The 17,308-nt window shown below is 64.4% G+C and carries 21 protein-coding genes; 14 read left to right on the forward strand and 7 right to left on the reverse strand.

The window, feature by feature from the left end:
* Nucleotides 1–295 precede the first annotated feature (295 nt).
* Nucleotides 296–754: a hypothetical protein gene (locus tag ACWH43_RS20210; RefSeq protein WP_144342022.1), complete on the forward strand. Its 459-nt coding sequence runs from the start codon at nt 296–298 to the stop codon at nt 752–754.
* Complete coding sequence (locus ACWH43_RS20215; protein ID WP_144341302.1) at nt 751–1,206, forward strand: DUF6362 family protein; 456 nt, start codon at nt 751–753, stop codon at nt 1,204–1,206. Before ACWH43_RS20210 ends, ACWH43_RS20215 begins: the two co-directional genes overlap by 4 nt.
* Nucleotides 1,207–1,290: 84 nt before the next feature.
* Here the strand turns inward: ACWH43_RS20215 and ACWH43_RS20220 are convergent, their stop codons facing one another.
* Both ACWH43_RS20220 and ACWH43_RS20225 read right to left on the reverse strand, forming a co-directional pair.
* Entirely contained in the window at nt 1,291–2,568 is a 1,278-nt protein-coding gene (locus ACWH43_RS20220) for a type II toxin-antitoxin system HipA family toxin (RefSeq protein ID WP_260349128.1), read from the reverse strand.
* Complete coding sequence (locus ACWH43_RS20225; RefSeq protein WP_144341300.1) at nt 2,565–2,861, reverse strand: helix-turn-helix domain-containing protein; 297 nt, start codon at nt 2,859–2,861, stop codon at nt 2,565–2,567. Before ACWH43_RS20225 ends, ACWH43_RS20220 begins: the two co-directional genes overlap by 4 nt.
* Nucleotides 2,862–3,330: 469 nt before the next feature.
* On the opposite strand from ACWH43_RS20225, the gene ACWH43_RS20230 reads away from it, so the two are divergent.
* The 5 genes from ACWH43_RS20230 to ACWH43_RS20250 all read left to right on the forward strand — a co-directional run bounded on the left by ACWH43_RS20230 (nt 3,331) and on the right by ACWH43_RS20250 (nt 7,540).
* Entirely contained in the window at nt 3,331–4,725 is a 1,395-nt protein-coding gene (locus ACWH43_RS20230; protein ID WP_260349127.1) for a site-specific DNA-methyltransferase, read from the forward strand.
* Complete coding sequence (locus ACWH43_RS20235) at nt 4,715–5,938, forward strand: site-specific DNA-methyltransferase (protein WP_158445352.1); 1,224 nt, start codon at nt 4,715–4,717, stop codon at nt 5,936–5,938. Before ACWH43_RS20230 ends, ACWH43_RS20235 begins: the two co-directional genes overlap by 11 nt.
* A 74-nt stretch (nt 5,939–6,012) precedes the next feature.
* On the forward strand, nt 6,013–6,531 hold the full coding sequence (locus tag ACWH43_RS20240) for a DUF488 domain-containing protein (RefSeq protein ID WP_144341297.1): 519 nt from the start codon (nt 6,013–6,015) through the stop codon (nt 6,529–6,531).
* On the forward strand, nt 6,506–7,273 hold the full coding sequence (locus ACWH43_RS20245) for a hypothetical protein (protein WP_260349126.1): 768 nt from the start codon (nt 6,506–6,508) through the stop codon (nt 7,271–7,273). The genes ACWH43_RS20240 and ACWH43_RS20245 overlap by 26 nt, the downstream gene beginning before the upstream one ends.
* Before the next feature lie 18 nt (nt 7,274–7,291).
* The gene (locus tag ACWH43_RS20250) at nt 7,292–7,540 is read left to right on the forward strand and encodes a DUF7220 family protein (RefSeq protein WP_144341295.1); all 249 of its coding nucleotides are present in this window, start codon (nt 7,292–7,294) and stop codon (nt 7,538–7,540) included.
* On the opposite strand, the gene ACWH43_RS20255 is transcribed toward ACWH43_RS20250, so the two are convergent.
* The 3 genes from ACWH43_RS20255 to ACWH43_RS20265 all read right to left on the reverse strand — a co-directional run bounded on the left by ACWH43_RS20255 (nt 7,512) and on the right by ACWH43_RS20265 (nt 9,047).
* Nucleotides 7,512–7,907 carry a hypothetical protein gene (locus ACWH43_RS20255; protein WP_158448196.1) on the reverse strand — a complete coding sequence of 132 codons (396 nt, stop codon included), beginning with the start codon at nt 7,905–7,907 and terminating at the stop codon, nt 7,512–7,514. The two genes, ACWH43_RS20250 and ACWH43_RS20255, sit on opposite strands and share 29 nt — an antisense overlap.
* Before the next feature lie 219 nt (nt 7,908–8,126).
* Nucleotides 8,127–8,714 carry a DUF3489 domain-containing protein gene (locus ACWH43_RS20260; protein ID WP_158445350.1) on the reverse strand — a complete coding sequence of 196 codons (588 nt, stop codon included), beginning with the start codon at nt 8,712–8,714 and terminating at the stop codon, nt 8,127–8,129.
* Between the two features lie 111 nt (nt 8,715–8,825).
* On the reverse strand, nt 8,826–9,047 hold the full coding sequence (locus ACWH43_RS20265; protein WP_158445349.1) for a hypothetical protein: 222 nt from the start codon (nt 9,045–9,047) through the stop codon (nt 8,826–8,828).
* A gap of 104 nt (nt 9,048–9,151) precedes the next feature.
* On the opposite strand from ACWH43_RS20265, the gene ACWH43_RS20270 reads away from it, so the two are divergent.
* From ACWH43_RS20270 to ACWH43_RS20295, 6 genes are read left to right on the forward strand one after another with little or no spacing between them, the layout of a single operon-like run.
* Complete coding sequence (locus ACWH43_RS20270) at nt 9,152–9,709, forward strand: elements of external origin (RefSeq protein WP_260349125.1); 558 nt, start codon at nt 9,152–9,154, stop codon at nt 9,707–9,709.
* Nucleotides 9,657–11,663, forward strand: coding sequence for a phage terminase large subunit family protein (locus ACWH43_RS20275; protein WP_260349124.1), 2,007 nt, complete (start codon nt 9,657–9,659; stop codon nt 11,661–11,663). Before ACWH43_RS20270 ends, ACWH43_RS20275 begins: the two co-directional genes overlap by 53 nt.
* Nucleotides 11,664–11,675: 12 nt before the next feature.
* Nucleotides 11,676–11,888 (forward strand): phage head-tail joining protein, encoded by a 213-nt coding sequence (locus tag ACWH43_RS20280; RefSeq protein WP_448153606.1) that lies wholly within the window; start codon nt 11,676–11,678, stop codon nt 11,886–11,888.
* Nucleotides 11,885–13,384, forward strand: a complete 1,500-nt coding sequence (locus ACWH43_RS20285; RefSeq protein ID WP_158445346.1) for a phage portal protein — start codon at nt 11,885–11,887, stop codon at nt 13,382–13,384. Before ACWH43_RS20280 ends, ACWH43_RS20285 begins: the two co-directional genes overlap by 4 nt.
* 17 nt (nt 13,385–13,401) lie before the next feature.
* Complete coding sequence (locus ACWH43_RS20290; RefSeq protein WP_448153608.1) at nt 13,402–15,438, forward strand: prohead protease/major capsid protein fusion protein; 2,037 nt, start codon at nt 13,402–13,404, stop codon at nt 15,436–15,438.
* Between the two features lie 45 nt (nt 15,439–15,483).
* Nucleotides 15,484–15,819, forward strand: coding sequence for a DUF2190 family protein (locus ACWH43_RS20295; RefSeq protein ID WP_158445344.1), 336 nt, complete (start codon nt 15,484–15,486; stop codon nt 15,817–15,819).
* On the opposite strand, the gene ACWH43_RS20300 is transcribed toward ACWH43_RS20295, so the two are convergent.
* Nucleotides 15,816–16,592, reverse strand: a complete 777-nt coding sequence (locus tag ACWH43_RS20300; protein ID WP_158445343.1) for an RES family NAD+ phosphorylase — start codon at nt 16,590–16,592, stop codon at nt 15,816–15,818. The genes ACWH43_RS20295 and ACWH43_RS20300 overlap by 4 nt on opposite strands.
* Entirely contained in the window at nt 16,552–16,932 is a 381-nt protein-coding gene (locus tag ACWH43_RS20305; RefSeq protein ID WP_158445342.1) for an MbcA/ParS/Xre antitoxin family protein, read from the reverse strand. The genes ACWH43_RS20300 and ACWH43_RS20305 overlap by 41 nt, the downstream gene beginning before the upstream one ends.
* 60 nt (nt 16,933–16,992) lie before the next feature.
* Between ACWH43_RS20305 and ACWH43_RS20310 the strand changes: the two genes are divergently transcribed.
* A complete protein-coding gene (locus ACWH43_RS20310; protein WP_158445341.1) occupies nt 16,993–17,307 on the forward strand; it encodes a head-tail joining protein in 315 nt (104 codons plus the stop codon).
* Nucleotide 17,308: the final 1 nt, after the last annotated feature.

A 17,308-nucleotide genomic window follows, 5' to 3' on the forward strand; every position in this document is an offset into this window, starting at 1 on the left:
ATGTGTTACGCCGGCGGCGGAGTTGCCGGCCGGCAATCTGGCAACTTCCTTTTGGCAATTTGGCAACTCCAAAAAGAGTGGCGATTTCAACAGCTTGGAGAAGCTGCCAGATTGCCGGAATTTCCGCTCTCCCTACGGGAGAGACGAGCGAGCTCCTGTCAGGCGCGCTCGTCCGTCGCGACTTGGGTCATCGGCAGCAGTGTTGGCGACCTCGTTCCAGCCCGTCCTCGTGACCGGCAATGAGCCGGGCGCCTTGCTGGTCAGTCCGGGCCACGGCCAGAATGGCTCGGGCGCCATGCTTGCTCTCGATCTCGGCACGACGACCGGCTGGGCCATGCGGCTCGCGACTGGCCATATCCTCTCGGGCTCGGTCTCGTTCCGGCCCAGCCGCTTCGACGGTGGCGGCATGCGGTATGTCCGCTTTGCAGGCTGGCTCGACTCGATGGCCGACGATGCTGCCGGGCTCGCCGCCATCTACTTCGAAGAGGTCCGCCGCCACCTCGGTATCGATGCCGCCCATCTCTATGGCGGCTTTCTGGCGACGCTGACGGCATGGTGCGAACATCGGGGCATTGCCTATCAGGGCGTTCCCGTCGGCACGATCAAGCGTCATGCGACGGCCAAGGGTAACGCAGGCAAAGACGCTGTGATCGCGGCCGTCACCGCGCGAGGCTTCAACCCGAAGGACGACAACGAGGCCGACGCCATCGCGCTGCTCCTCTGGGCCATCGAAACTCAGGGAGGCGTGCGATGAGCGAATGGACGCCGAGCCTCGTCGAAGCCCGCCTTGCCGAAGCAGCCTATGTCCTGAAGCGTCTGCCTTCGGCGAGGGTCCAGGGGTATTTCAGCACCTGGCCGAAGATTTTCTATGAGTTCAGCGATCTGGTCGGCCAGGAACCAAGGCCGATGCGCGTCCCGCCGTCTCCGGCCGCCATCAGCCGAATGGAGGAGACGCTGAGCTGGACGACCGGTCTCGATCCGGTCGACGGCAAGATCATTTGGCTGCGCGCCCACGGCGAGCGTTGGAAGACCATTTGCTGGACCGTCGGGCTGCAACGCTCCGCCGCCAATGAACATTGGCTCTACGCCCTCTGCGTCATCGCCTGGCGCTTGAACCACCGTCCCGTGCCAAAGCTCCGGTCCAGACGCTATGTCATCGAAATGGTGAAGCGGGCTTGCGAGCCTTTGGAGCTGCCCCAGGAATAGCGGGGCCACGCCCGAATGCACACCCAATTGCACCCATTTCCGCCGAATGCGGCCCGCTGCCGTCATTGCAATGCGGTGCCCCTGTCAATCCGGGAAGAGCCGGGCGCATCGTTCGGCGCGCGCGCTCAAGATATCGACCATTCTTGGAATGACCGGATGATCGAGGCCTTCACTGCGCGCCTGATCCGCAACCGCATGAATGGCCGCGGGCAAGGCGCTCGCCATGGCGCGGGCGGCATTAAGGACATCCTGCTTCGGAAGGCGTGTCTCGACCGCAAACTGCTCCCACTGCCGCGGACCGATGTCTTCGATGAGATATGCGCCGCCGATCCTGTTGGCGAGCTTCAGCTTGCGTGGATCGAAATCGTAGACCAGCGTGCTGGCAACGTCATAGAGGGGGGCGAGACGGGCTCGTCCACCAGCGCCGATCAGCATGGAAAAGTTCTTCGCATGCGCGTCCGTGCCGCCGATCAGCCAGTTGAAAATCAGGGCGCGAGCGAATGTCCACTCGTCTTCCTGGGGAACTCCCGAATAGGCGCGAATGACTTCCAGCATTTCGCCTAGCGCAGGGCCACCCTCGTTCTGATACTTTTTGGTGGGCGGCAAGCCGAGCGCTTGGCAGACGTCCTCCTGATGCAGGCGTCGAATGCCGGCTGCGGTGCGTTGGCGATCATAGCGTTCGACGACGATCGCCATCTCGTCATCGAAGCGCATGACGCGCGACCGGGCGGCGGGAAATCCGAGCGCGCGCGACAGCGCGAGGCACAGATGCTCGTTTTCAGCGTGACCGTCAAAGGCGTCGATCGGCGGTTTCAAGATGTGCGTCGTGGCCATGCGACCGGACGGTATTCCCCAGCGTTCACCATCGAAGAGAAGTGCGGTCTTCGGTTGGGCTCCGGCCAGACTGAACTGACCGGCGTCCCGCGCCACACGCCAAGCCGACTGGTCCTTGCGCAGAAGGGCAAGGCGCTCAGCTATGTCGCTTGACGAGAGCCAAGCCACGGAGCCCTGATCGGCTTCCATGAGCGTTGGCACACGCTCGGAGGGGGCCAACTGGATGGCGCCCGCACAATCCTCACCGACGGCGCCCAGAAGGGCGAAGGCGTTGCGTGGCGAAACCTGAAACCTCTGTCCCCAACGGGCGAGTATCGCCTCGTTGTCCGGCAGGAGCCCCCAAAGCCACGGCTCGATCCGTCCATGCTCATGCTCGGCGACCACGAGCGGCATGGAGAGGGAAAGCGGATAGGCATTGCTGCTCCTCCGCCAGCCGTCGTGGTAGACGAAGGCCAGACGCCCCGAACGCGAGCGGCGGACTTCGCCCATGATGTGGCCATCGGCGAGGACGACGAGCCGGTCGGTCATCGGGCATCCCCCTTCAGGGATGAGACGACGGCGTCAATGTCGACGGGCGCGATCTCGTCATGGTTGCCGGCCCTGCGATTGGAAGCCTCTTCGTCGACAGAAAGCGTGAGCCCGAGCGTTGACAGCGTGCGCAGGACCAGGCCGATCTCGGCGCGGGCCTTGCCCTGCTCGATCGCCACGAGCCATTGCCGGCCAACACCAGCCTTTGAGGCAAGCTCGCCTTGGCTGAGACCAAGCCTGCGCCGTCTGTCGCGAATGATGAGACCGAGATCCAGAGGGGTGCGAATGTGCATGGCGCGAGGCCTTCGTGTCGTCGAACGGCAACAATATAGCAATGTCGTCGCTCGACGACAAGACAAACTGTAGCCGAACGGCGACAGGCAGCCTGTGGTCCCCAGCCCTGAGCTGTGCGCGGCGATTGAGGGTATCCGCGCGAAGCCCTGCGGAAGATGTCCGGCGGACACTTTTCGCTGAGACGAAAAGCCCGAATGAGGCTAGGTTTCGGGGCATCCTCGCAGGAGGCGCGAGCGCAGCGCCCCGGCCGGTCGAAAGGCCCGGGTCCTTCCCGGCCCTTGCGCTATGCGGGGGGCAGCAGCGCAGAACTTCGCTAGTGCCACCCCGGAAACCTGAGTTACCAGCCGACAAGGGCTGGTTACCGGCTCTCTCGCGAACCTTCTGAATTATTTCACAGTTCCGCGCGCCTCCGTTGGCATCGCAAGTGGTAACCAGCGCGCGTCGGTTACCGGATGAACCTCGCCCGCCATGTCGCCCCGCTTGCCTGACGCGATCGAACATTGGTCGATCGATCGGCTGCAGTCCTATGCGCGTAATCCGCGAACCCATGACGACGCCCAGGTCGCCCAGATCGCGGCCAGTATCGTCGAGTTCGGCTGGACCAACCCCGTGCTCATCTCCGTCGATGGCGACGTCATCGCAGGCCATGGTCGACTGGAGGCTGCCAGGCGACTCGGGCTCGATACCGTGCCGGTGGTGATCCTCGATCATCTGACCCCTGCGCAGCGGCGGGCTTACGTCATCGCGGACAACAAGCTCGCCCTCAACGCGAGCTGGGACGATGCGCTCCTCGCTGGCGAACTTCATGCCCTCAACAGCGAGGGCTTCGATCTTACGCTCACCGGATTCGGCGAGGACGAACTCGACGACCTACTGGCGCCGATCGACGAGAACGAGGCGGACACCGACGCCGCTGCCGATGACATCGACGAGACGCCGGCGCTGCCCACCGATCCGGTCACCCTGCCGGGCGATCTTTGGCGCCTTGGCAATCATTGTCTTCTGTGCGGCGATAGCACCGACGCAGCCGTCGTTGCGCGCGTTGTCGATGGCGCCAAGGCGACGCTTCTGTTCACGTCGCCGCCCTACGCGCAGCAGCGTACCTATACGGGCGGGATCGGCGACTGGGACGCTCTCATGCAGGGCGTCTTCCGCCACGCAGGGGCGGTGCTGTCCGAGGACGGCCAGCTGCTCGTCAATCTCGGCCTCGTCCATCGCGACAACGAATGGCAGCCCTATTGGGCGGATTGGCTCGACTGGATGCGCAGCGACGGCTGGCGTCGCTTCGGCCTCTACGTGTGGGACCAAGGGCCGGGCCTCCCCGGCGATTGGAACGGGCGATTGTCGCCAGCCTTCGAGTTTCTGTTCCACTTCAATCGCAAGGCGCGCAAGCCGAACAAGATCGTGCCCTGCAAATGGGCTGGACACGTCAATGACAGCCACGGCGGAATGCGCGCGCAGGACGGTACCGTCGGCGCCTGGTCGCATGCCGGCCAAGGCGTTCAGGAGATGCGGATTCCCGACAGCGTGGTGCGCATCACGCGCCACAAGGCTCGCGGCATCGAAACCGAGCATCCGGCTGTGTTTCCGATCGCGTTGCCGGAATTCGTGATGCAGGCCTTTTCGGCCGAGGGGGATCTGGTCTTCGAGCCCTTCGCCGGTTCTGGGACCTGCATCCTCGCCGCTGAACGTTGCGGTCGGCGCGTTGCGGCCATTGAACTTGCGTCCGAATACGTCGATCTCGCGATCGCGCGCTGGCGAAAGCTTCATCCGACTGTGCCCGTCATGCTCGACGGCGAAGAGCGAACCTTCGAGGACATCGCCGCAGCCCGCGGCAAGGGAGAGAAGAGCCGTGCGGCGTGACGCCTCGACGATCGAGCGCGTCCCGGTCGAAGCGCTTCTGCCCTACGCAGCCAATGCGAGGACGCATTCTGACGACCAAATCGCGCAGATCGCGGCTTCCATCGCCGAATTCGGCTTCAACGCGCCCTGTCTGATCGACGAGCGCGGCATTCTCATTGCCGGGCATGGACGGCTTCTGGCGGCCAAACGGCTCGGCTTGCGTGACGTTCCCATTATTCGGCTCGCCCATCTCACCGATGCGCAGGCGCGTGCCTATCGCATCGCCGACAATCAGATCGCGCTCAACGCCGGCTGGGATGAGGCGACGCTTGCGGCCGAGCTTGCGCGGCTGAAGGAGGACGGTCTCGACCTCGATCTGCTCGGTTTCGAGGAGGATGAACTCGATCGGCTCCTGTCTGGTGCTGATGTCGACGCCGACAGGCCCGAAAGCGATGAAGACAGCATCCCGGATCCGCCGAAAGAGGCCGTCACACGGCCCGGAGACCTCTGGATTCTCGGTTCTCACCGGCTCCTGTGCGGGGACGCGACGTCGGCTTCCGACGTGACGCGGCTGCTCGATGGGGCAAAGCCACATCTCATGGTCTCCGATCCGCCCTATGGCGTCGAATACGACCCGAACTGGCGCAACGACGCCGGCGTCTCGGCAACGACGCGGACCGGAAAGGTGCGGAATGACGATCGCGCCGACTGGCGCGACGCATGGCGCCTCTTCCCCGGCGATGTCGCCTATGTCTGGCATGCCGGCATCCACACCAGGACCGTGATCGAAAGCCTGGAGGCCGCGGATTTCGCGATCCGCTCACAGATCATCTGGTCGAAGTCGCGTTTCGTGCTCGGCCGGGGCGACTATCATTGGCAGCATGAGCCCTGCCTCTACGCCGTCCGTCGCCAGGCGACGGGACATTGGCAAGGCGCTCGCGATCAGTCAACTCTCTGGGCGATCGGCGTGAGTGGCAACGAGGACGAGGCGACCGTTCACGGCACGCAGAAGCCGGTCGAGTGCATGCGCCGCCCAATTCTGAACAATTCGGCCAAGGGCGAGCTGGTCTACGAGCCCTTTGCGGGCAGCGGCACGACGATCATCGCCGCCGAGACCACCGATCGCGCCTGTCTCGCGATCGAGATCGATCCCCGCTATTGCGATGTGATTGTCGAACGGTGGCAGACGTTCTGTGGCCGACGAGCCGAAAGGACGCCCGCCCAGACATCTTGACGTCGGCCCTTAACCGCGCCTTAACCATGTCACCTTGATGATTAACGATAAAATAGGCGGAGAATCGGAGTGATATGCCGACTGCGGCGCTGCATACCATCGGCTATGAAGGTAGTTCGATAGAAGATTTCCTGGCGACGTTGACGCACGTTGGCATCGATTTGCTTATCGACGTGCGCGATGTTCCGATCTCGCGAAAGAAGGGCTTTTCCAAAAACGGACTTGCTCAACAACTTCGCGCGCAAGGCGTCGATTATCTTCACTTGAAGGGCTTGGGGGACCCCAAGCCTGGCCGCGTCGCAGCGCGCGAGGGGCGTTTCGAGGATTTCCGACGCATCTTCGACGCCCATCTGCGTTCGGAAACTGCGCAAGCGGATTTGGTGCGCGGCATCGAAGCCGCCAAGGATCGTTTCGCGTGCTTGCTCTGCTTTGAGCGCGATCACAAGCATTGTCATCGGTGCATCGTTGGCGAGGAGATGGCGCGACGTGGTGGGTTTCGTCTGGTTCATCTGGGGGTGAACCAGGCCGGCAAGCCGTGGCCTAAGATAGGGAGCGCGCGCACGCACCATGCAGCCGCCCTCCACATCGGGTAGCACCGAAGCCGTCGTCATCATCAAAGCGGCGCCGCAGGTTGGTCAGCGGCACGGCGAAACCGTTTGTTGCGCCGGGATCGACCTCTACGGTAATTGGCTGCGTCTCTACCCGGTTTCGTTTCGACTTCTCGAAGACCGCAAGAAGTTCGGGCGGTGGGACCGGATTCAATTCAAGTGGCGCCTCCCGAACGACGATACCAGGCCAGAAAGCCGCCGGGTGGATCAGGATTCAATCGACATAGTCGGCGAGCTGAAGAAGGCTGAACGCGAGCGGTTCCTGGCCAAATCGATCGTCACCAGCCTGCAGCGCGAGCGCGGTGCGGGCAGATCGTTGGCGCTTCTCAGGCCCGAGATCCTGGAGTTTGTCGTCGAGAAGAAGGAAGCGTCTGAGATCACGGAAGAGACCGCTCGATTTGAAGCTCTGCGTGCCCAAACCGACCTGTTCGCCAAACAGACGACGCCCTACCAACCCTGTCCTTATCGCTTCCGGTATCGATATCGGACCGATGATGGAGAGCGCTTCGGCACATGCCAGGACTGGGAAACAGAAGCGGCGTTCTTCAATTGGGCTCGGCAATACGGCGAGGCTCAGGCGGCCGATGAGGTTCGCAAGGTCTTTGGCGAGGAATATCCACGCAAAGGCATGTTGCTGGCGATGGGCACGCACTCGCAGTACCCGGACACCTGGCTGATAAACGGGATCGTTCGACTCCCGGACATCGAACAGGGCGCTCTTTTCTAGCAAGAAAGAACTCGCGCGATGCGCCAAACGCGCGCCATGTCTCTGGTGGAAGCCATCGTCAACGTATTCGTCGGTTATGGCGTCGCCGTCACGACGCAGATTCTGGTCTTTCCGTGGTTCGGGCTGCACGCCACGCTCGGCGATACACTCGCGATCGGACTGATCTTTACGCTCGTTTCGATCGCACGGTCCTATTGCCTCCGGCGGCTGTTCGAACGGCTCACGGGCATGGGCCGCCTCACGATCGCGGCGTCTCGTCGAAGATAGCGATCATCTCGTCCACCCAGTCTGCATCTGTCGAGCGCAGCACGACTGCAGCGAGCAATTGCACCATGCGCGGCAGAGCTTGATCCTCGGGGTAATCGGCGAGCATGAACGAAAGCTCGCCGTCAGCGGAGACAATGAGCGCGGAGGCATCCGATGGCAGAATGCTGCCGTGGTCCGTCGAGGCAGGGGTCATCACATCACCAATAATATTTGTGCGGCCGAGAATTGCCGAGATCCCAGACCAAGGTCTCGGGATCTTTGCCGCGCAGGATTGCCAGGAGACGGACGTGCTCCCGTCGGCGGCGCGGTCGATTGTGAAACAGGATGTTCCAGTGCGACGGTGTTCCGTTCGGAAACGCGCCGACACTCCGGCTCTTGGTCCGGGGCTTCTTTCGCTTGTGGTGCATGGGGTGGTTCTCCGGTTGAAATAGCGCGCGAAGAGGCGCGCGGCCGGAGGGCCACGAATAAAACTTAGACGATGTCGATCGGAGGCAGGGTCGTTTTCGCGCCACGCTGATATCACGATGGCCCGGCACTTGGAAGTGCCGGGCCATTTGGTCGACGACGTCCTGTCGCGGAGGCGGTCTCAGCCAGCGATTCGATACACCCGTCCACGCTCCTCGACCTTCTCCGAGGTCACGTCGAGCCCGAGCTTCTTCTTCAGCGCCCCGGCAATCGCGCCCCGGACTGTGTGAGGCTGCCAGCCGAAGGCGCCGACGATCTCTTCGATTGTCGCGCCATCCGGCCGCCGCAGCATCTCGATCAGCTTGGCCTGCTTGCTGTCGTCACGCGCCCAGCGCTTCGGCGCAAGCGACGCCTCCATGCCCTCGTCGGCAAGCGGATACGAAGCGTCAGAAAAGTCGGCGACCGGGGCGGGCTCGCGTTCGCTGGCCTCGGACGCGGTTTCAATCGGCGGGTCCTCGGTGATGCCGAGGGCTTCAAGCGAGGCGTCGGTCGCGATCAGGGTGACGCGGTGTCCGTCGCCGGTTTCGCGCCAGACTGGCTCGCCCGGTTTGGCGTCCGCTTCCTCGATCATGCCCTTGGCGGCGAGGCTGTCGATGACCTTGGCAACGGCGCCGCCCTTGAGGTTCTCGGGCAGCGGCAGGATCACGCGGCCGGGACGCTGGCAGGCAGTGGCGATGATGACGAGTTGGGTGTCGGTGAGCTTGGTCATGGTAGGGGTCTCCTTCGAGGGGCCAGCACCATCGCGGCCCTCTCACGACCCCGAGCCCCGGTCGCGGCGATCGCAACGCGGGGCCAGCTCTTGCAGAGGTTCAGGCGAGTCTCATTCCGCGTGTTCGCCCTCGCGGAAGGCGCTGTCGGTGATGCGCGTCAGAAGTTCGGCGTAGTGCGCCAATGTCCCGACGTGGCCCCAGTGGACCTCGTCAGGATGGACATCGAAATGATCGCCGCTGAGGGTCTGAAGGCGGGCGAGCGCAGCGTCGATCTCGGCCTTGCGCTTGATGAAAGCGTTGAGGGCTTGGTCGTTGGTCTGGCGGCGGGGCATGGTCGTCTCCGGCTTTTGATGACGACATACAGGCGCTGCTTCGGAGAGGAACCAAGCGAATAAGCGCCTCATCCGATTAGATTTTTTGACTGTGAGGGCGAGCCGTGGGCGTGTCGATCCGCGCTTATGCGCGAAGCCGTGGCGTCTCCCACGTAGCCGTTCTGAAAGCTGCGAAATCGGGTCGGATCCCGCTCGAAGCCGACGGCAGCATTGACCCGGAAAAGGCGGACGCGGCCTGGGAACGTTCGACCGATCCCGGCAAGGCAAAGGGAACCGCCAGGCCCGCGCCGGAAGCGATGAAGCCCGTGCCGGAAGCGGCGCTCGGTTCCGTCCGCGAGACGCTCAAGGAACAGGGGCTCCCCGCCAGCGGCAACGTCACCTTCGTGCAGGCGCGGACCGCGCACGAGATCGCCAAGGCCCATCTCGCACGCCTTCGGCTGCAGCGCATGAAAGGCGAACTCGTCGACCGCGCGCGCACGACCGCGCTCGTCTTTCGCCTGGCTCGGGAAGAGCGCGACGCCTGGTCGGTTTGGCCAGCCCGCATCGCCGCGCTGATGGCGGCTGAACTCGGTCAGGACGCGCACACCATGCAGAAGGTTCTCGAAACATATGTCCGCGCGCACCTCGCAGAACTCGCCGAGGTCGCCCCGGATTTTAGGTGAGATCGTCGCGTTCGACGGTGCAGAGGCCATCCTCGACGCTTGGAGCTCGGGGATCACGCCCGATCCCGCGCTCACGGTCTCGGAATGGGCTGATCGCGAACGGTTCCTGAGCCCGCGCGCATCGGCCGAACCCGGTCGGTATCGAACCGAACGCACGCCCTACATGCGCGCCATCATGGATGCGCTGTCGCCGACGAATGCGACGCGGCGGATCGTGTTCATGAAGGCGGCTCAGGTCGGGGCGACCGAGGCCGGCAACAACTGGATCGGCTATGTGATCCATCACGCGCCGGGTCCAATGCTTGCGGTTCAGCCGACCGTCGAGCTGGCCAAGCGCTTTTCACGCCAGCGCATCGATCCGCTGATCGCCGAGAGCCCGGCCTTGCGCGAGCGCGTGAAGCCGCAGCGGTCGCGCGACGCCGGCAACACGATGCTCTCGAAGGAGTTCCCGGCGGGGCTTCTGGTCATCACCGGCGCCAACAGCGCCGTCGGCTTGCGTTCCATGCCGGCGCGCTATCTGTTTCTCGACGAGGTCGACGCCTATCCGCCCTCGGCCGACGACGAAGGCGATCCCGTCGCGCTGGCGGAAGCACGCACGCGGACCTTTTCCTGGCGCTCCAAGGTCTTTCTGACCTCGACGCCGACGATCCACGGCGTCTCGCGGATCGAGCGCGAATTCGAAGCGAGCGATCAGCGCCGCTTCTTCGTCGCCTGTCCGCATTGCGGACATCGGCAATGGCTCAGGTTCGAGCGCCTGCGTTGGGACAAGGGCGAGCCGAACACGGCGCACTACGCTTGCGAAGCCTGCGACGGCGCGATCGCAGAGCACCACAAGACGGCCATGATGGAGGGCGGCGAATGGCGCCCGACGCGACCGGTGAGCACGAGCGGCACCATAGGCTATCACCTGTCGGCGCTCTATTCCCCGGTCGGATGGTTGTCGTGGGCCGACATCGCCCGCATGTGGGAAGCCGCGCAGGGGAGCGACGAAGCCAAGCGCAGCTTCAAGAATGGCGTTCTTGGCGAAACCTGGATCGAGACCGGCGAGGCGCCCGATTGGCAACGCCTCTACGAGCGGCGTGGCGCACACCGCTTCGGAATCGTCCCGAGTGGTGGGCTGTTCCTGACTGCCGGCGCTGACCTGCAGAAGGACCGCATCGAAGTTTCGGTCTGGGCCTGGGGGCGCGGTTTGACGAGTTGGCTCGTCGATCATGTCGTGATCCCCGGCGGCCCGGACTCCGCCGAAGCCTGGGCTGCGATCACCGAACTTCTCGGTCGCACTTGGCCCCATGCGCACGGGCCGAGGCTCGGGATCGTGAGGCTTGCCGTCGACACCGGCTTCGAGACCGCGGCGGTCTATGCCTGGGCACGCGCCCAAGGTGCCACGCAGGTCGCGGCGATCAAGGGCGTCGACGGCTTCAACCGCGTGAGCCCGGTCACTGGTCCGACCTTCGTCGACGCGACCGAAGGCGGGCGCAAGATTCGTCGCGGCGCACGGCTCTGGACCGTCGCGGTCTCGACCTTCAAATCGGAAACCTATCGCTTCCTGCGGCTTTCCCGACCGACGGACGAAGAGCGCGCCGAAGGCGTGGTCGATCCACCGGGCGCCATCCACCTGCCGCACGGCGTCGACACCGAATGGGTGAAGCAGCTCGTCGCCGAGCATCTCATCACCGTCACGACCAAGCGCGGTTTCCAGAAGCTCGAATGGCAGAAGATGCGCGAGCGCAACGAGGCCCTCGACTGCCGTGTCTATGCGCGGGCCGCTGCCTGGATCGTCGGCGCCGATCGCTGGACGGAAGAAAAATGGCGCGACCTCGAGGACCAGATCGGCCCCTCGCAGGGTGATGACGCCGCCGAGGTCGACCACCCGGCCGGGCTTCTCGCTCGGCCGCCCGCGCCTGCGGCGAAGCGGTCGAGCGACTGGCTCGGCCCCCGCAAGAAATGGCTTTGAAGGCAAACGAACATGGCGTGGACCACAGCGGAACTCGACGCGCTGAAGCGCGCCTATGCCACCGGCACGCTGCGGGTGAGCTATGACGGCAAAACGATCGAGTATGGCTCGGCCGACGATCTTCTGAAGCGAATCCGCACCATCGAAAGCGAGATCGCGGCAACGTTGGGCGGCCCGGCACGCCCGATCGCGGGCTTTGCCGGGTTCGGTCGGGGCGATCGATGAGCGGGGTGACGCTGATCGATCGCCTCGTGGCGTGGGCCTCCCCGGAGGCCGGCGTCCGGCGCGCTATTGCCCGGCGCAGTTTCGAGGCTCTGGCGACCGGCCGGCGAGGCTATGACGGCGCCGCCAGAGGGCGCCGCACGGACGGCTGGAAAGCGCCGGGCACGTCAGCCGACGCGGAGATCTCCGCGGCCAGCGGTCTGTTGCGAGACCGGATGCGCGATCTCGTGCGCAACAATCCGCACGCAGCGAAAGCCGTGTCCGTGCTGGTCAACAACATCGTCGGCAGCGGCATCATTCCGCGTGCTGCGACTGGCGACGCCAAGCTCGACGAGACCGTTAATCGGCTTTGGGAGACCTGGTCGCCGCTCGCCGATGCCGACGGGCAACTTGACATCCTTGGCGTGCAGACGCTTGCCGTGCGCGAAATGATCGAAGCGGGCGAAGTGCTGCTGCGTCGTCGTCCCCGACGCGCCGCGGACGGGCTGCCGCTGCCGTTGCAGGTTCAGGTGATCGAGGCCGATCTTCTCGACGCCACCCGCAACGGCGATCTCGCGGACGGCGGTCGGCAGTTGCAGGGCATCGAGTTCGATGCGATCGGTCGCCGTCGCGCCTATTGGCTTTACGCCCAGCATCCCGGCGACGCGATCGTCTCGATGCGCCGCCGTTTCGACAGTGCCGCAGTGCCAGCGCGCGATGTCCTGCATCTTTACGAGAAGCAGCGCACGCAGGTGCGCGGCGTTCCGTGGGGGACGCCGGTCATGCGGGCTTTGCGCGATCTCGACGATTGGACGCAAGCCGAGCTCGTCCGAAAGAAAACCGAAGCCTGCGTCGTCGGCATCGTGCTCGGCGCGGATGAAGCCGACCAGGGCATTGCGCCGGCAGTCGTCGACGCCGACGGCCAACGGGTCGAGCAGTTCGAACCAGGGCTGATCGCCTACGCGCGCGGCGGCAAGGACATCCGCTTCAATCAGCCGGCGACGACGGCCGGAACCGGGGAATGGCTGCGCAGCCAATTGCACATCATCGCGGCTGGCTTCCGCATGCCCTATGAGCTGCTGACCGGGGATCTCTCTCAGGTCAATTATTCCTCGATCCGGGCGGGGCTCGTCGAGTTCCGCCGGCTGATCGACGCGATCCAGTGGCAGATCGTCATTCCCGGCCTGTGCCAGCCGCTCTGGATCTGGTTCTGTGAGGCGGCCTGGGCTGCCGGCAAGCTGCCGCGCCTCGATATTGCGGTCGAGTGGTCGCCGCCGCGCTTCGAGGCGGTAGACCCGTTGAAGGATGCCACGGCCGATCTTCTGGCCCTGCGCTCCGGCACCATGACGCTCGCGCAAGCGATCTCCCGCCAAGGCCACAACCCCGATGCCGTGCTCGCCGAAATCGCGGCCATGAACGCCAAGATCGATACGCTCGGGCTCGTGCTCGACAGCGATCCACGCCGCGTCACCAAGACCGGCGTCATGCAGGCGGCATCGACCGACCCATCGGACGCCTGATTTCCAAGGACATCGACATGAACCGTCACATCGACCTGCCGCCGCTCATGCGTGCGGCGGACCTCTTGCCGTCCTCAATCGACCGGGAGGCGCGCACCATCGAAGTCATCTGGTCGACCGGCGCGCGCGTCCGCCGGCATCCGTTCTTCAGCGATCCCTTCGACGAAGAACTCGCCATGGACCCGCAATCGGTTCGGCTTGATCGCCTCAATGGCGGTGCGCCTCTTCTGAAGGTCCATGACGCTTCGGCGCTCGACAGCGTGATCGGTTCGGTCGTGCCCGGCAGCGCCAGGATCGAGAACGGCCGCGGCCTTGCCCGCGTGCGGTTTTCAGAGCGCGAGGACGCCGAGGCCGTATGGCGGGACGTCGAGGCCGGGCACATCCGAGCGGTCTCGATTGGCTATCAGGTCCATCGCTTCGAGGTGACCAAGCAGGCCGGAGCCCCGGAGCTTTGGCGTGCTGTCGACTGGACACCGTTCGAGATCTCCGCCGTGCCGATCGGCGCCGATCCGGCAGCAGGCTTCCGCTTGCACGACACCACGGACGGAACGCCGCTGATCCCCTGCGTGATCGCGCGGGCCAATGTCGCCAATGCCCGCACAGACCCGGCGCCGCCCCCGTCAACACCCATCCGCGCTTCCACCCTTCAACGCAAGGAGCATGTCCCGATGGACGAGATTGAAACCACCGATACTGCGACCGCCGAGAGCGGTGGCGCCGAAGCCACCCGCACCTTGGACAAGACCACGCCTGCGCCGGATGCGGAGGCTATCGCCACGCGCGCACGGGACACCGAGCGTGAACGTGTCGCCACCATCTACGACCTTGCCGGGCGGCTCTCGCTGGATCGAGGCTTCGCCGAGGATCTGGTGAAACGCGGCGTCGCCATCGATGCAGCACGCACCGCCATTCTCCACAAGGTGGCAGCGGAAGCAGACAAGGTGCGCGTGGCCTCTCAGGTTAGCGTGCCGCTCGGTGGCCGCGACGAGCGGGTGACCCGCCGCGAAGCGGTCGCCAACGCGCTCCTCCACCGCTATGCCCCGACGCTCTTCCCTTTGACGGATCCGGCGAGGGAATATCGCGGCATGACGCTGCTCGAACTCGCCCGCGAGCAGCTGAGTTCGGCTGGCGTCAATGTGCGCGGTCTCTCGCGGGACGAGATCGCAACGCGCGCGCTGCATTCGGCTTCGGACTTTCCCGAGATCCTCTCGGCAGTAACCAACAAGACGTTGCGCCAGGCCTACGAGGTCTATCCGCGCACGTTCATGCCTTTCTGCCGGCAGGTCCTCGCCACCGACTTCAAGGCGATGAACCGCGTCCAGATCGGTGAAGCGCCCCAGCTGTTGAAGGTCGATGAAGGTGGCGAATTCAAGCGCGGCACCATTGCGGAGTCGAAGGAGAGCTATCGCATCGAAACTTATGGCCGTGTCGTCGCCATCACCCGCCAGGTCCTCATCAACGACGATCTCGACGCCTTCACCCGCATCCCCGCCATGTACGGCACGGCGATCGCAACGCTCGAAAGCGACGTCGTGTGGGGCATCGTTACCGCAAACGCCAACATGGCGGATGGTGTCGCGCTCTTCCACGCGACCCATAAGAACCTCGCTTCCCCGGCCTCAGCGCTCAGCGTTGCCGCCATTGGGGACGGTCGGACGGCCATGGCCAAACAGACCGGCCTCGACAAGAAGACCGTTCTCAACGTGCGCCCGGCTTATGTGCTGGTGCCGGCCGCGCTCGAACTCGCCGCCGAGCAGATCATCGCGCAAAACCTCGTCCCGGCGAAGACCGGCGATGTCGTGCCGCAATCCATCCGGACGCTCACCCCTATTGCCGAGCCCCGGCTCGACGCGGCAAGCGCCACCGCTTGGTATCTCGCCGCGAACCCGGCGCAGATCGACACGATCGAATACGCCTATCTCGAAGGTCAGCAGGGCGCCTATATCGAAACCCGCAACGGCTTCGATGTCGACGGCGTCGAGATCAAGTGCCGTCTCGACTTTGGCGCGAAGGCGATCGACTGGCGCGGCCTCTATCGCAATCCCGGCGCCTGATCCGGTTGCGATCGTCAACGCCTTTCCACTCAAGGAACAGAAGCCATGAAGAACTATGTCCAGCCTGGGCGCACGATCACGCTCGCCGCGCCTTATGCCGTCGCGTCCGGCGACGGTCTCCTCGTCGGCTCCATCTTCGGTGTTGCGACCGCTTCCGCCGCACTTGGCGAACTGGTCGAGGCACACTTTGTCGGCGTCTTCGATCTGAAGAAGACCGCGAGCCAAGCCTGGTCCGTCGGCGACAAGGTCTATTGGGACAACACCGCCAAGGAAGTCACAAAGACCGTCAGCACCAATACGTTGATCGGTGCAGCGATCGAGGCTGTCGGCAGCGGCGCCGGTGAAACCATCGGGCGCGTTCGGCTGAACGGCACCGTCTAAATGTTGCGCCGCTCCCAGTTCAAGGCGGCGATACGCGGGTCGGCAGCAAACGCATCGCGCGGAAATTCCAGCGCTTGGCGAGGAAACTCGCAAAGTGCCTGAACGCCGGAGGCACTCAAACGTATGCGCCAAGTCTGGCGATCGACTGGGGCGGGCTTCGCAAAGGCACGGCACATGAGGATGGCCAGATTGCTGCCCTTCGCCGGATCGCGCACCGACTGGTAACAAATCGCATCCGCATCGGCCGTTCTGGCGGCGTCGGCGAAAGCCTGACATCCTGTGTAGTCGATAAGATCGGTCCAGAGCTTCTGGTCGGCGGACAGCGGTTCTCGTGTCAAATCCAGCAACCGGGCGGTCCCTATGTCGGCGGAAAAGGCAGTGTATTCCGCCGCATCAGACGGCCAGGGAGTGTCAGGCGACTCAGCGAAGAACAGGAGTCTATAGAACGCCATCTCGGCCACAGCGGTCGAAGGGTTCTCAGCCGCATAGTAGACGCCGAGCGTGCGCCCGGCGCGCCGGAAGCGGGAGCCGTTTGGATAGACGGCGCCATAGCGGAACGGCGTCGCCAGCAGAAAATCGAGGTGGCGGCACTCCGGAGGGATTGCCGGCTTGGTGTCCTCGATCAGGTCTTCCAACAACTCCTGCTCGGCTAACGTATCGGTCAGCTTCAGCGTCGAGACGCGATGCTGGGCTTCGACTAGCCGCCAGCACGCGCCATGGAAGTGACGGAGCTCAGACGAGAGCGCGACGCGCGTCCAGATAGTCGATGACATCGACGAGCCCGCTCACGGTTTGCACCTTCTCGATCGGCCGGGCGTCGAGGACGGTATTGGGGTTGGCAAGCCAGCTTGCGGCGACCTTCTCGTCGCCGCCGGCGATCGCATCGAGCGACCGGAACAGGCGTACGAAGAGCACCGCAAGCTCGAACGGCTTCGTGCCGGGATCGAGCCCGAAGTCGCCGCGCTTCATGCGCGACACCGTTGCCTCGCTGACGCCGATGACGGTGGCGAGGATCCGGGCGGTCACGCCCAACTGATCTGCGGCGCGAAGAACGGCCTTCGTGACAACGGCCCCGGCTTCGGGGCGAGCGGCAGCGGACTGAAGGGGGGGCATGGGCGCTTCCTTTCTACAGGAATAATATACAAAGAAACTTGCTAACGAAAGGAAAATCCCGTGGAGGCGTTCCGTGCCGCCATCGACACCCTGTTTACCGACCCCAACCTTACTGAGACAGCGCATTGGAAGGCCGGAGGGATCGGGTCAGAGGTTGCCGTGCCAGTCATCCCGAAGGCGCCGGATGCCAGCGACAGCTTCGGTGACACCCGCGTCGTGCTGCCGACGGTCGTCCTGGATGTCCGGAAATCCGACATATTGGCGCCAGCCGAAGGCGACCTGGTCGAAATCGGCGCTTCGACCTTCAAGGTGATCGGAACGCCCATGATTGACCGGCTCGGCATGATCTGGGCCTGCGAAATGGTCGAACTGTGAG

It is taken from the genome of Allobosea minatitlanensis, assembly GCF_964020775.1.

Excerpts from the sequence above, each read along its gene's own strand:
- ACWH43_RS20240 (WP_144341297.1), top strand. The coding sequence starts at position 6,013 with ATGCCGACTGCGGCGCTGCATACCATCGGCTATGAAGGTAGTTCGATA.
- ACWH43_RS20305 (WP_158445342.1), bottom strand. The coding sequence starts at position 16,932 with ATGCCCCCCCTTCAGTCCGCTGCCGCTCGCCCCGAAGCCGGGGCCGTT.
- ACWH43_RS20265 (WP_158445349.1), bottom strand. The coding sequence starts at position 9,047 with ATGCCCCGCCGCCAGACCAACGACCAAGCCCTCAACGCTTTCATCAAG.
- ACWH43_RS20215 (WP_144341302.1), top strand. The coding sequence starts at position 751 with ATGAGCGAATGGACGCCGAGCCTCGTCGAAGCCCGCCTTGCCGAAGCA.
- ACWH43_RS20250 (WP_144341295.1), top strand. The coding sequence starts at position 7,292 with ATGCGCCAAACGCGCGCCATGTCTCTGGTGGAAGCCATCGTCAACGTA.
- ACWH43_RS20300 (WP_158445343.1), bottom strand. The coding sequence starts at position 16,592 with ATGTCATCGACTATCTGGACGCGCGTCGCGCTCTCGTCTGAGCTCCGT.
- ACWH43_RS20245 (WP_260349126.1), top strand. The coding sequence starts at position 6,506 with ATGCAGCCGCCCTCCACATCGGGTAGCACCGAAGCCGTCGTCATCATC.
- ACWH43_RS20280 (WP_448153606.1), top strand. The coding sequence starts at position 11,676 with ATGGCGTGGACCACAGCGGAACTCGACGCGCTGAAGCGCGCCTATGCC.
- ACWH43_RS20225 (WP_144341300.1), bottom strand. The coding sequence starts at position 2,861 with ATGCACATTCGCACCCCTCTGGATCTCGGTCTCATCATTCGCGACAGA.
- ACWH43_RS20290 (WP_448153608.1), top strand. The coding sequence starts at position 13,402 with ATGAACCGTCACATCGACCTGCCGCCGCTCATGCGTGCGGCGGACCTC.
- ACWH43_RS20260 (WP_158445350.1), bottom strand. The coding sequence starts at position 8,714 with ATGACCAAGCTCACCGACACCCAACTCGTCATCATCGCCACTGCCTGC.
- ACWH43_RS20285 (WP_158445346.1), top strand. The coding sequence starts at position 11,885 with ATGAGCGGGGTGACGCTGATCGATCGCCTCGTGGCGTGGGCCTCCCCG.
- ACWH43_RS20275 (WP_260349124.1), top strand. The coding sequence starts at position 9,657 with ATGTCCGCGCGCACCTCGCAGAACTCGCCGAGGTCGCCCCGGATTTTA.
- ACWH43_RS20230 (WP_260349127.1), top strand. The coding sequence starts at position 3,331 with ATGTCGCCCCGCTTGCCTGACGCGATCGAACATTGGTCGATCGATCGG.
- ACWH43_RS20295 (WP_158445344.1), top strand. The coding sequence starts at position 15,484 with ATGAAGAACTATGTCCAGCCTGGGCGCACGATCACGCTCGCCGCGCCT.
- ACWH43_RS20220 (WP_260349128.1), bottom strand. The coding sequence starts at position 2,568 with ATGACCGACCGGCTCGTCGTCCTCGCCGATGGCCACATCATGGGCGAA.
- ACWH43_RS20210 (WP_144342022.1), top strand. The coding sequence starts at position 296 with ATGCTTGCTCTCGATCTCGGCACGACGACCGGCTGGGCCATGCGGCTC.